The organism is Methanosarcina hadiensis (assembly GCF_046529725.1).
GTDB lineage: Archaea > Halobacteriota > Methanosarcinia > Methanosarcinales > Methanosarcinaceae > Methanosarcina > Methanosarcina hadiensis.
Genome location: NZ_CP136241.1, coordinates 3,626,490 through 3,638,304 on the forward strand (window position 1 = coordinate 3,626,490; position 11,815 = coordinate 3,638,304).

The window sequence follows — 11,815 nt, forward strand, 5'->3', positions numbered from 1 at the left end:
AATGGCAAAATGGATGAGTGTTGCGCAGGTTAAAGAGAAGATTAAGGAAAGCTCAGCCGAAGAAGTAACAGCCAGATATCTTGAGGCTATTGGAAAAAGCAAAATCAACGGTTATGTGACAGTTTCCGATAAAGTCCTGGAGCAGGCAAGAAAAATCGATACGGAAGGGCACGAAGGTCCCCTCGCAGGCGTACCGATTGCAATAAAGGATAACATCTCGGTTGTCGGCCTGCCAAACAGTTGCGGCTCGAAGATTCTTGAAGGGTACGTCCCTCCTTTCAATGCCCATGTCATTGAGAAACTCCTCGCTGCCGGAGCTGTAATCCTTGGAAAAACCAATATGGACGAATTTGCCATGGGATCTTCCACAGAGACCAGCCATTTCGGACCAACTGCAAACCCCTGGGACCTTGAAAGAGTACCTGGTGGGTCTTCCGGAGGAAGTGCAGCTGTTGTTGCGGCAGGAGAGGCCCCTTTTGCTCTTGGCTCAGACACAGGCGGATCTGTGCGCTGCCCTGCCGCTTTCTGCGGCGTTGTAGGCCTTAAACCGACCTACGGAGCAATTTCAAGGTATGGGGTTGTGGCTTATGCAAACTCCCTTGAGCAGATCGGGCCCCTCACAAACAATGTGGAGGATACTGCAATCCTGATGGATGTTATAGCCGGATATGATAAGAGGGATTCCACTTCCATTGACAGCAAAACCCAGTACCGGAAAGCTCTTGTTGACGACGTGAAAGGCCTGAAAATAGGGGTTCCGAAGGAGTTCTTCGGAGAAGGTATCCATCCTGATGTAGATAAAGCAGTATGGGATTCAATACAGAAATATGAGAGCCTGGGAGCCACCTGGGAAGAAGTTTCAATGCCTAACATAAAGTACGCCCTTGCTTCATATTATATCATTGCAATGAGCGAAGCGTCCTCAAACCTTGCCCGTTTCGATGGAACACGCTACGGGTTCAGAGCAGGCGGGGAAAACTGGCATTCCATGGTTTCAAAGACAAGGGCTGAGGGCTTCGGTACGGAAGTTAAGAGAAGGATTCTCCTCGGAACCTATGCCCTTTCTGCAGGTTATCACGATAAATACTACCTCAAAGCCCTGAAGGTAAGAACCCTTGTGAAGCAAGACTTTGATAAAGCTCTTTCAAAAGTAGATATTCTTATGGCTCCAACCATGCCGAACCCTGCCTTCAAGATAGGGGAAAAGATTGAGGACCCGCTAACCCTGTATCTTTCGGATGTAAACACCTGCCCGATTAACCTTGCAGGTGTGCCTTCGATTTCCGTACCCTGCGGCTTTACTGACTGGCTGCCAATAGGACTTCAGATAATGGGCAAGCCTTTTGACGAACCAGCCATCCTGCGTGCAGCTTACACTTTTGAGAGGAACACCGATTATCACACAAAGAGACCTCCCGAGGTGGCATAAATGGTCTATGAAAACCCTGATGGTATAAGGATAGGGCTTGAAATCCATGTCCAGCTTAACAAACTCAAGACCAAAATGTTCTGTGGCTGCTCTACCGATTATCACAATGCAGCCCCCAACACACACACCTGTCCGGTCTGCCTTGGTCTGCCGGGTGCACTTCCGGTCCTTAATAAAAAAGCTGTGGAAGCTGCAATTAAAGTGGGACTTGCTCTTGAAGGAGAGATTGCGGAAGAGACGCAGTTCCACAGGAAGAACTATTTCTACCCTGACCTCCCAAAGGGTTTCCAGGTCACCCAGTACGACTACCCCATTGTTAGCAAAGGAAGGGTCGTTATTGAAGGAGAAGACGGGGAACATGTGGTCGGAATCACAAGGGCTCACATGGAAGAAGACCCTGGAAAACTTGTGCACATCGGAAGCATAGAGAAATCCAAAGGTGTCCTTATTGACTATAACAGGTCAGGAATGCCCCTGATTGAAACCGTCACCGAGCCGGACATGAGGAGCCCCAAAGAAGCCAGAAGGTTCCTTGACAAATTCAGGAATATCCTCGAATACCTGGATGTCTTTGACGGAAACCTTGAAGGGGCTATGCGTGTCGATGCAAACGTTTCTGTCCACTGGGGCACGCGTGTTGAGGTTAAAAATATCTCTTCCCATAAAGGAGTGGAAAGGGCTCTTCTCTACGAGATCATGCGCCAGAAGAACGTGATCCGCCGCGGAGGAAAAATTACGCAGGAAACTCGCCACTTCGACGAAGGAAGGGGTGTAACCATTTCCATGAGGACAAAAGAAGAGGCAGAGGACTACCGTTACTTCCGTGAGCCTGACCTTATGCCAATGCGTGTTACAGGCTGGATTCCTGCAATTAAAGAAACCCTGCCAGAACTTCCGGATGCAAAACGTGCACGCTTCATGGAGCAGTACGGCATCACTGATATGCACGCAAGAGCCCTTACATCTAGTATTCTACTCGCCGACTTCTACGAAGATGTCTGCGCAGAAGGTGTTGACCCGAAAATTGCAGCTACTTGGATTGCTGATGTTCTTTTAGGAGAACTAAATTATCGCGATTTGGTAATTGGGGCAATTACACGAAAGTATAGTATTAACTGCTATAACCAGAAAAACCCCAAAATTGTGAAACATATTAGAGTTGATGACTTAGTAGAGCTGGTTACCCTTTTTGCCGAAGGCAAAGTTAGTGACAGAGCTGCAGTCGAAGTTATCCGAACTATTTTGGACGGAACTGAGGAAAAGGCTCCTTCACAGATTATTGAAGAAAAAGGCCTCTTTAAAGCCGAAGATGACCTGGTTACAAGAGCTGTTGCCGAAACAATTACAGAAAATGCAGCTGCAGTGCAGGATTATCTCGGAGGGACAGAAAAGTCCCTGAACTTCCTTGTAGGGCAGGTCATGAAAAAGACGAAAGGTACAGCGGATGCAAAGACAGCACGCGAACTGATTGTAAAGGAACTTAAAGGGTAACCCGGCAGGGTTTACCTTTTTAAACATTTGATCTGGACCTCTAAATCCTTTTATTTTGATAAGATTTCTAAATCCTTTTATTTTAATATTTAATACAGATCAGGCCTGCGGTCTTCGAGAATAGAACCAGTTTGCCTGATTTCCTTTGCTTTTTCAATATCAATTTCTCCGATAAGAACACATTCCTTTTTTCCGGCTTCTGCCAGAACCCGGCCCCAGCCGTCAGCAATAAGAGAATTGCCGGGATAAGTTGAATACCTGTCTTTTCCAACCCTGTTGCAGGCAATATGCGGCAGTTGATTTTCAATTGCCCGGGAAATGGACATAATACGCCAGGGGTATAAGTAAAAATCTGGAATTTCGGCGGCTGAGACCAGAAAATCTGCTCTTTCAAGCGCCAGTCTTCGGGCAACTTCCGGATACCTGAGTTCATTACAGACTATAAGCCCCATCGATAGCCCGTGTTTTTGAAGCCTGATAGGAACTATGCTGTTTCCGGGGGCAAAATATCTTTTTTCTAGCCCGTAAAGCTGGACTTTTCGGCGGACACCAGTTAACTTCCCGGATTCAATACAGAAGCCCAGGTTGTACTGGAGAGGGGCCTGTTTTTCTGAACATAATCTGTCCTTCTCCTTTTTCTCTCGCTTTTCTATCATTGAGCCGGCAAGAATACAGTTATGTTCCTGGGAAAAAGTTCTGAGAGCTTCAATAGTAGGACCTGAAATGGTCTCCGCTACTTCTTCTATGTGATCATAACAAAAGCCGGTTGAAAAAACTTCCGGAAAGACAAGCAGTTCGGCTTCTTTTGAAACCGCTTCCTCTGCAAGGGTGAGAGCACGCTCAAGGTTTTCATTTTTTGAACAAAGAGAAATATCCATCTGAATGCAGGCAGCTTTAATGCTTGTCATTTTCATTCCTTCAGCATATAGAGTGGGGATCTTATTTAGATATTTTACTACCTTACTTATGATACTTTAGGTATTCTACTTTATGATTCTTTTAAAGTTTTGTGTCAACAGTAAAATGGAATACCTGTAATCAACCTGTGATCAATCTGTAATCAATCTGTAATCAAAAGTCTGACAGAAAATCTGATAACTGTTGCGAGCAATAATATGATTACACATACACCTCGAGATCATCATGAAACAGTAAAAGATATGAAAAATTCCGCAGGCAAATTATAAAATATGCAAATTTCAAAATAGCTTGAAGAAAAAATTTGTTTACATGAGAAAGATCTGAATTTGTGCTGACCAGAAGGCTGACAAAGGAGAATATATCATGGAAGAACCTGACTCTGAGTTTAAATTCCACGCAAATGCCCTTATTTTTAAATTCCGGGACTTCTTTTTTCCCCGTAGAAAGATTTTGGAAGAAGCCGGAATAAAACCTGGTTTTAAAGTTCTGGACTATGGATGCGGGTCAGGTTCCTATATTCCTGATGCTTCCGAAATGGTAGGCTCTTCAGGAAAGGTCTATGCACTGGATATCAACCCTGTTGCTATCGAAATGGTCAAGAGTCTGGCTTCCTTAAGGCAGCTGGGAAACATAGAGACTATCCTTACTGACTATAATACAGGTCTGCTCAAAGACAGTGTGGATGTGGTCTTTTTCTATGATACCTTTCATGCCCTGAAAGAGCCTCAGCTTGTCATGAAAGAGATTCACAGGATTCTTAAACCTGATGGAATCCTTTCTTTTAGAGACGGTTACATGAAAGAAGAAGAAATAATGGAAGGGATCACCCGAAAAAGATTATTCAAACTGAAGAAGAAAGGTAAAAGGACATATTCTTTCAAAAAAGACCAGACCTGATTCAACAGCCGGTTTGCATCTGCCATAAATACTTGACTGGTTGCACATATATTGATATATTGTGAAGTATATAAAAAAAATAAAGGAACCTGAACTCAGATGAGACACAAAGATTAGCTGGTCAGCAAGGTAACTCTAAGTAAATTTCCACCTTTTATCTGTTTTCTCGTTAAATAATTTAATTCCATACATTTCCTTTGAGCCCAAGACATGCATGGAATAGATCACTGTTTATTGGAATATCGTTTATGTTAGGGAGGTTATTTTATTGGATTTGAAATCTGTTGGAAGCTGGTTAATAGGCAGCTAGATATTTTGGAGGTTTAGTTATGGATCATTTACAGCGAGTTATTTGACCTTTGTACAATATGCCTTTCCCAGGTTCAATTTTTGAGTTTATGCTTTTGTTTCCGGAATGACCCCCAGGCTTTGCATGATCTTCATTTCCGCAGAAGTTACAAACATTCCGTTGCCAAACAAAAACCCATGCAAAACGGGTTTAGGAGCCCTTCTCTGTATTTTTTCTTTCATATTTTGAATCTCCTTTTCTGGTTTTGCAATTCCCTGTACCTCACAGGAAATACGGAAGCCTATTACCGCATTTATATATAAATAGTTTTCCTCTTGCAAGAGAGGAATAAGCCAGATAAGGAAAAATTCATGTAAAAAATAGACTGAAACTTCCGGGTCAGAAAGAAAAATGCTATTCTGACTATCAGCACAAATTAAAGTTTATACTTCCATGGAGAGGCATTATTTCACTTAAAAAATTAAACTAAATAAACCCCAAATAAACCCCAAATAAACCCTAAATAAACCCTAAATAAACCCGGAGAATTAGCCGGAATTACAATTATTTCGAGTAATCTTTCCTCATCTCAGCCGGCACCCGGTTAAAAGGGCATCCAAAGTAGATACAGCGGCCACATTCATAACGCCATATTGTCAGTAAAAAAATCAGTATGGAAATAAGGTAAGTTCCCATCAGAAACGGCACTTTCAAAAGCCAGGGAAATGGAAAGAGGATCAGGATCATGAATCCAAGAGATGTAATGACAAGATCAGGTTTGCTCGGAGGGGTGGATCTTGGCTTAAAATGCCTCGGCCATCCCCAGTTCATCATGCATTTCAAACATTTTTCTCCCCTAACAAAATAAGGGCAGTGAGTACAGAAAAAATACTGCTCAAGAATACCGAAATGAAAGAAAACTATGAAAATGTAGGCAAGAAGCCATCCCGTCGAACTGATTCCGATCGCAAGCCCCGCAGAAAACAGAATAGTCATGGTTACAAAATTCCAGTAAAGAAAATCTTTAAACTCATGCTCTGCTCTAAGAGAAGTACACCTGCTTGAAATTTCTGCCTGAGGTGCTTTTTTTGAAGACTTAATATTGTCGGAAAGATTGTTTCTTTTCTCAAACTCTTTTTTCACGCCTGCAGGCACGCGATTCATGGGACATTCAAAGTTAATGCATCGAATACACTCGTACCGGCGGGCTGTCAGAAAGAAAAGTGTCCAGGCAACAATATAGGCCCCCAGAAGCAGAGAGTCTCTTATAAGCCAGTAAACCGGAAAGAGGAACATGAAAAGAGCCCCAGGTACAATAACCGCTTTTTCAAAAAAGCTATGAGGGCCGTGCCGCGCTTTGAAAATTTTGGGTACTCCCGAAAGTATCATACATTTTACGCAGCCTTTGCTCCTTATATAGTAAGAGCAGTGAGTGCAAGCGAACCTTAACTCGATGACTAGAAAGAAAACAAGGGCTATTCCAATGTAAACTGCTACCCATTTGAGCGAATCCCTGGCGATAGCTATCGAACCAATTAGAAAAGGAATCGCATTTAAGAAGTTCCAGTAGAGGTGGTCTCTGGTGGAATGTTCTGTTTTTAGGGAAAGCAGAATGCCTGAGGACATAAGGAGTTTTTGGGAAAGGAAAAGGTATAAAGGTTTGGATTTCCTGGATTTTTGCTGGAAAACGGTCTTGTATAGGAGACTACTATTAGAAAATTCTATATATTTCACTTAAACAAAGCCAAAAAAATATAGCAGAAACTTCACTCAGAATGTTGAATGCTTTTCTATTTGTCCTATTCCGTTTGCTTAAGAACGATCTAAACCTCTAAATATTTTATGATGAGATTAAGTATATGAGAATTTAATAATCGAAGATTTATTCGTTTTTGATAAGAATATAAGAAGCTTTCAAGCTTGGTAATCTTCATAAGCGATATTATTCATAAAAAAAGAAGGTCCAGGACTATCATCATAAATATAACTTACAAATTCGACTCCTCTAATATCTTCAAATCCACAGAATTTACACCTGTAATAACTTCTTTTCACGAGCTCTTCACGACCCCTATTTTCTGATCTTAGAATATCCGGCTTTTTGGACTCAATATATGCACCGGTCTTACCACATCTTTTACAGGAGATTTTTGCAAGGGAAGAAAGTTTCATTGGTTTACCTTTTTTTGTATCAAATCCCTCATAATTTTTTCTAATATTTATATATCCACATGATTTACAGGTCCAGAAGCGGGTCGCCTCTATCCAGTAATTTACAGGAGTGCTTATTTCCTTAAAGTCCGGTTTCTCGATTTCACGACAGATAAACTCCTTTCCGCAGTTATTACATTTTGTGTTTCTGTAATACTCCATAATATAAGAGAACTGTAACTTTAACTTAATTACAATTACAAGAATGAAAAATTGAATAATTAGAAAAAATTCCCAATTTGAGGTTTGATATATCAATATTAAAATAAAGAACAATAGCAACCAGGTTATTATCAATATAAAAACAGGAATTTCCGTGACAGAAGAAATAAAAGATCCACCAAAGAGTTTGATAAAATCAAGAGCGAAATCTTTGAGAAAAAAACCTTTTTTAAAGTCGCCTTTGCGAGTAACAATATGGGTATTGGAAGAAGGCATATACTGAATTATCGCTACATATTCCTTACCTGACTCGTGTTTTACAAGCTTTTTTGATTCTAGAATTTCCCCCAAAATACCTCAACCTAAATTCAGGCGATTATCCTGAAAATAATTATCAAACATATTGATAAATAAACTTTCGTTTTAATTGGTAATTAATACCAGATAGAATCATTAATTCATTTGAGAAGGAAAGGATAAGTCCAGAATAACTCATAATTTATAGTCTTCGTAAAACATATGATACCCAAATCCGGAAGGGGAATTAGTGTCGGCAGGATAAACATCCTCGTGAACTGCTCTGATATCCTCGTATTTGCAAAATTTACACCTATAGTATCTTCTTGTCTCAATTTCGTTATGAGCCCCAACTTTTGCCTTGCTTTCATCTGGCTCTTTATATTCTATGTATGCATCGGTCCTGCCACATCTTTTGCAGGGAATTTTTGCTACAGAGGAAAATCTCTTCAATTTTCCTTTCTTCGTAGTGAAACCTTCAGAACTTCTTCGAACATTTATACATCCGCACCCTGCATCTCCAGTATCTTGTTACCTGTATAGTATACTGATGAGGAGTGCTTGTTTCTTGAGTTTCTGGGACCTTCGTTTCTTCACAAGAAAATTCGTTACCACATTTTTCGCAAAGAGTATCCCTGTAATATGCTCCTGTATAAGAAAGTTGAGGAATAAGTTCGAACATTGCAATAATTAGAGAAGCTGAAATTAAAATGAATAAAATAGCATAAATTTCAGACAATAGAAACTGTATTAGAAGAAAAAATGTTAACCCTAAAATAGCAATCAAATAATCTGGTACTCTTCCAAGAAGTGATATAGAGGGTTCACCAAAAGTTCTTATGAGAACGGGAGTGAACCTTTTGAGAAAAAAGTTATTATTTTTAAAACCGCCCTCATGAATAATAATATGTGTATTGGAAGAAGGCGTATATCGAATTGTTACAGGATATCCACTACTTGACCCTTCATATTTTACAAGCTTTTTGAACACGAGAGTTTTACCCAATTTGATCAACTCAATTAAGGTAACTATGTTTCAAAAAACATTTGTTTTCCAGATAAGCGTATATGAACATAGATAGTCTGGCAATATTAAAATTTATGCATCCTATAAAAATAATAAATTACGGATCAGGTAACAAGGAGTGAAAACTATGCCCAGAATAAAACTCTACATCGCCTGCAGCCTCGACGGTTACATAGCCCGAGAAGACGGCAGCATAGACTGGTTAACAAAATATGATAACAATCCCGAAACAGACTACGGCTATTCAGAATTTTACGCATCAGTCGGAACAGTCCTTATGGGCAGAAAAACCTATGAACAGGTCCTTGGTTTTGGAAACTGGCCTTATGCGGAGAAGAAAACTTATGTTTTTACAGGGCAAAAAGAGCCCCTGCGCCTGGAGAAAAACGTGGAATTTGTTTCCGGGAACGTCGGGGAGTTTGCGCGCCGGCTTAAAGAGAATGCTGATGAGGATATCTGGCTTGTCGGCGGCTCACAGCTCATTAAGATGTTTCTCGAAGAAGATCTTGTGCAGGATATGATCGTTTTTATTGTTCCAATTATTTTGGGGGGTGGAATTCCACTGTTTGACAGGATTGGAAAAGAGATTAAACTCAGGATGACCAATTCGGAAAGGTACGAGAGCGGGCTTGTGAGAGTCGAATATCAGGTTTGAGAATAGAACAGGGAAGAACGGAATATCCGCTGAAAACTTCTTTCAATAAGTACATATACTCGAAGTTACAATAATAGTTTGATTTCAAACCAAATAGTTCTTAAACGCACAAATGTAAATATACCAAAACAGAAATATTAGTTATTTACATAAGCCTGAATTGGGAAATTCAAAAGGGAAAAGAATACTTCTTAAACGAGATTCTCCTTTTGAGGATAGAATTTCCGTTTTGGTAAGATTTTAAGTCGATTTCAGCAGGAATGGAAGTCAAAATAATACAATTGTGCTAAATTGCGTTTTGCGGGCGAAAGAATATATATCCTGAATACGGATATATACAAATGATTCTGATCGGCCTAACTTATAAAAATAAGACCAGATATATGAATCTAAGACTGAAAACCCAGACGTTAGCCTGGGAGGATGTCGCGTGAGAAGTCATGAAGAACATGCTTAGAACTACAGTTTTGCTTGCCGCCCTTACAGGTCTCCTTGTTATTATAGGTGACTACTTTGGCGGTACTGGCGGAATGATTATCGCATTCCTGTTTGCAGTAATTCTCAACTTCGGGAGCTACTGGTACAGTGACAAGATAGTCCTGAAAATGTACAGGGCAAAAGAAGTTTCCCCTGCGGAAGCCCCTAACCTGCACAGGATCGTCGATGGGCTCGTAATGAAAGCAGGAATACCAAAACCTAAAGTGTATATTGTAGAATCCGGAATGCCAAATGCCTTTGCAACAGGCAGGGACCCGAAGCACGCTGCTGTTGCTGCTACAACAGGGATTCTCGAGTTACTCTCTTATGAAGAGATGGAAGGTGTACTGGCACACGAGCTGGCACACGTAAAGAACAGGGATACCCTGATAAGTGCCATTGCTGCAACCCTTGCAGGTGTTGTTACAATGCTTGCCCACTGGGCACAATGGGCTGCGATATTCGGCGGCTTCGGAGGTAGGGATGATGACAGCGGTGGAGGAATTGTTGGCCTTATTGCAATGGCTATTCTGGCACCGATTGCTGCAACCCTTATCCAGCTTGCAATCTCAAGGTCAAGGGAATTTGCAGCTGATGAAGAAGGAGCAAAGATTTCCAGAAAACCCTGGGCTCTTGCCGATGCACTTGAGAAACTCGAATATGGGAACTCTCATTACAGGCCAAGGGTCTCAGATGTACAGGCAAAAGAAAGCAGTGCTCACATGTTTATCGTTAACCCTCTGAAAGGCGGGTCGATCCAGTCCCTTTTCAGGACTCACCCGGTAACCGATGAACGTGTAAAGCGCCTGAGGGCAATGAGATTCTAAGTCCCTCCAACCTTTTATTTTCAATAATTTTCTACCCCTAAATCTTACCCCTATTTTTTAATATTACTCTTTTTAGTTCTACTGTTCTTTTTCGTTTCCATTCATATTTTGAAATTTTAATCTTTTTTAGATCTTTTCTTCTCCTTGGAAACTTGTCCGGTATTTTTTTAAATCCAGCGTGCTATATGCTATCAAATAACATTATACCTACCAGATTTTTTAAGAAAAACACATATAAAAGAAAGGGGCAGATTATTGAAAGGACTAACAGTTAATAAAAAGCAGTAGCGGAGCAGGACTGAAAATATTTTTGGAATAACAGATATTCTACTGACTATCCATGACTTATCCTTATCTGTTTGGGGAATTATTATGGAAAACAAGTTTGAGATTGGCAGGATTATCAGAGCAAAAAATATCTCTGATGCATGGTACCGCGGGCTTAACATCATCTGGAATCACGGGGATGTAATTACCGATGAAAGAGGAAGCCAGATAAAGGAATTTATGGACTTGATGGTGGTAATTGAAGACCCTTATACGGATAGAATTCCAGAAGATACCGCCTGGAATGAAGAGAGGCTTGAGGAATACGCAAAACAGCTAATCTCGGGAGAAAACGTGCAGGACTTTGAGTATACTTATGGGCAGCGGCTCAGGAACTGGAATGGAGAAGTGGACCAGATAGAATATGTAATCGAAAAATTGCAGGAAAGCCCAACCTCCAGAAGGGCTACAGCCGTTACATGGATACCGCCTGTGGACACTAAAGTTGATGAAGTCCCCTGCATGATACTGGACGATTTCAAAATAAGAAATGGGAAAGTCCACCTTACCACACTTTTCAGAAGCCATGATTTCGGTGGAGCCTACCCTGCAAACCTTTATGGGCTTTCAAGACTCCTTGAATACGTTGCCAGAAAGACAGGTGCAGATCCCGGGATGATCACCACAGTCAGCATTTCAGCCCATGTTTACGACCATGACTGGGACATGGTGGAAAATATCGTAAAAGGTGTGCGCTGAATCTTAAACTCCCGAATTGATAGGAACCTGAATTTGTAAAAATCAAAATAAATAATCCAGCCAGTGAAGATATTCCATGCACTATAGACGATATAGAATATGCAGC

The 11,815-nt window shown here is 40.9% G+C and carries 12 protein-coding genes; 6 read left to right on the forward strand and 6 right to left on the reverse strand.

Annotation, left to right across the window (positions count from 1 at the left end; all coding sequences use genetic code 11):
* Position 1 precedes the first annotated feature (1 nt).
* Entirely contained in the window at positions 2 to 1,429 is a 1,428-nt protein-coding gene (gene gatA / locus RSJ42_RS15570; RefSeq protein ID WP_410508174.1) for an Asp-tRNA(Asn)/Glu-tRNA(Gln) amidotransferase subunit GatA, read from the forward strand.
* Positions 1,430 to 2,920 carry an Asp-tRNA(Asn)/Glu-tRNA(Gln) amidotransferase subunit GatB gene (gene gatB / locus RSJ42_RS15575; RefSeq protein ID WP_410508175.1) on the forward strand — a complete coding sequence of 497 codons (1,491 nt, stop codon included), beginning with the start codon at positions 1,430 to 1,432 and terminating at the stop codon, positions 2,918 to 2,920. It begins immediately after the preceding gene.
* Positions 2,921 to 3,009: 89 nt separating this feature from the next.
* Here gatB and RSJ42_RS15580 read toward each other — a convergent pair whose 3' ends face one another.
* Positions 3,010 to 3,828: a nitrilase-related carbon-nitrogen hydrolase gene (locus tag RSJ42_RS15580; protein ID WP_410508176.1), complete on the reverse strand. Its 819-nt coding sequence runs from the start codon at positions 3,826 to 3,828 to the stop codon at positions 3,010 to 3,012.
* A gap of 376 nt (positions 3,829 to 4,204) precedes the next feature.
* On the opposite strand from RSJ42_RS15580, the gene RSJ42_RS15585 reads away from it, so the two are divergent.
* A complete protein-coding gene (locus RSJ42_RS15585; RefSeq protein WP_410508177.1) occupies positions 4,205 to 4,738 on the forward strand; it encodes a class I SAM-dependent methyltransferase in 534 nt (177 codons plus the stop codon).
* Positions 4,739 to 5,134: 396 nt separating this feature from the next.
* On the opposite strand, the gene RSJ42_RS15590 is transcribed toward RSJ42_RS15585, so the two are convergent.
* The 5 genes from RSJ42_RS15590 to RSJ42_RS15610 form a co-directional block, all read right to left on the reverse strand.
* The gene (locus tag RSJ42_RS15590) at positions 5,135 to 5,269 is read right to left on the reverse strand and encodes a hypothetical protein (RefSeq protein ID WP_410508178.1); all 135 of its coding nucleotides are present in this window, start codon (positions 5,267 to 5,269) and stop codon (positions 5,135 to 5,137) included.
* Positions 5,270 to 5,591: 322 nt separating this feature from the next.
* Positions 5,592 to 6,653 carry a hypothetical protein gene (locus RSJ42_RS15595; protein ID WP_410508179.1) on the reverse strand — a complete coding sequence of 354 codons (1,062 nt, stop codon included), beginning with the start codon at positions 6,651 to 6,653 and terminating at the stop codon, positions 5,592 to 5,594.
* Positions 6,654 to 6,941: 288 nt separating this feature from the next.
* Positions 6,942 to 7,751: a hypothetical protein gene (locus tag RSJ42_RS15600; protein ID WP_410508180.1), complete on the reverse strand. Its 810-nt coding sequence runs from the start codon at positions 7,749 to 7,751 to the stop codon at positions 6,942 to 6,944.
* Positions 7,752 to 7,892: 141 nt separating this feature from the next.
* Positions 7,893 to 8,150: a hypothetical protein gene (locus RSJ42_RS15605; protein WP_410508181.1), complete on the reverse strand. Its 258-nt coding sequence runs from the start codon at positions 8,148 to 8,150 to the stop codon at positions 7,893 to 7,895.
* 25 nt (positions 8,151 to 8,175) lie between these two features.
* Complete coding sequence (locus tag RSJ42_RS15610; protein ID WP_410508182.1) at positions 8,176 to 8,703, reverse strand: hypothetical protein; 528 nt, start codon at positions 8,701 to 8,703, stop codon at positions 8,176 to 8,178.
* Between the two features lie 148 nt (positions 8,704 to 8,851).
* Here RSJ42_RS15610 and RSJ42_RS15615 point away from each other — a divergent pair, with 148 nt between their 5' ends.
* The 3 genes from RSJ42_RS15615 (at position 8,852) to RSJ42_RS15625 (ending at position 11,709) form a co-directional block, all read left to right on the forward strand.
* Positions 8,852 to 9,379, forward strand: coding sequence for a dihydrofolate reductase family protein (locus tag RSJ42_RS15615; protein WP_410508183.1), 528 nt, complete (start codon positions 8,852 to 8,854; stop codon positions 9,377 to 9,379).
* Positions 9,380 to 9,819: 440 nt separating this feature from the next.
* Positions 9,820 to 10,683, forward strand: a complete 864-nt coding sequence (gene htpX / locus RSJ42_RS15620; RefSeq protein WP_410508184.1) for a zinc metalloprotease HtpX — start codon at positions 9,820 to 9,822, stop codon at positions 10,681 to 10,683.
* A 372-nt stretch (positions 10,684 to 11,055) separates the two neighbouring features.
* Positions 11,056 to 11,709 (forward strand): thymidylate synthase, encoded by a 654-nt coding sequence (locus RSJ42_RS15625; RefSeq protein WP_410508185.1) that lies wholly within the window; start codon positions 11,056 to 11,058, stop codon positions 11,707 to 11,709.
* Positions 11,710 to 11,815: the final 106 nt, after the last annotated feature.

What these genes read in the sequence shown, in the direction of transcription:
- gatA (WP_410508174.1), top strand. Translation starts at nt 2, where the DNA reads ATGGCAAAATGGATGAGTGTTGCGCAGGTTAAAGAGAAGATTAAGGAA.
- gatB (WP_410508175.1), top strand. Translation starts at nt 1,430, where the DNA reads ATGGTCTATGAAAACCCTGATGGTATAAGGATAGGGCTTGAAATCCAT.
- RSJ42_RS15580 (WP_410508176.1), bottom strand. Translation starts at nt 3,828, where the DNA reads ATGACAAGCATTAAAGCTGCCTGCATTCAGATGGATATTTCTCTTTGT.
- RSJ42_RS15585 (WP_410508177.1), top strand. Translation starts at nt 4,205, where the DNA reads ATGGAAGAACCTGACTCTGAGTTTAAATTCCACGCAAATGCCCTTATT.
- RSJ42_RS15590 (WP_410508178.1), bottom strand. Translation starts at nt 5,269, where the DNA reads ATGAAAGAAAAAATACAGAGAAGGGCTCCTAAACCCGTTTTGCATGGG.
- RSJ42_RS15595 (WP_410508179.1), bottom strand. Translation starts at nt 6,653, where the DNA reads ATGTCCTCAGGCATTCTGCTTTCCCTAAAAACAGAACATTCCACCAGA.
- RSJ42_RS15615 (WP_410508183.1), top strand. Translation starts at nt 8,852, where the DNA reads ATGCCCAGAATAAAACTCTACATCGCCTGCAGCCTCGACGGTTACATA.
- htpX (WP_410508184.1), top strand. Translation starts at nt 9,820, where the DNA reads ATGAAGAACATGCTTAGAACTACAGTTTTGCTTGCCGCCCTTACAGGT.
- RSJ42_RS15625 (WP_410508185.1), top strand. Translation starts at nt 11,056, where the DNA reads ATGGAAAACAAGTTTGAGATTGGCAGGATTATCAGAGCAAAAAATATC.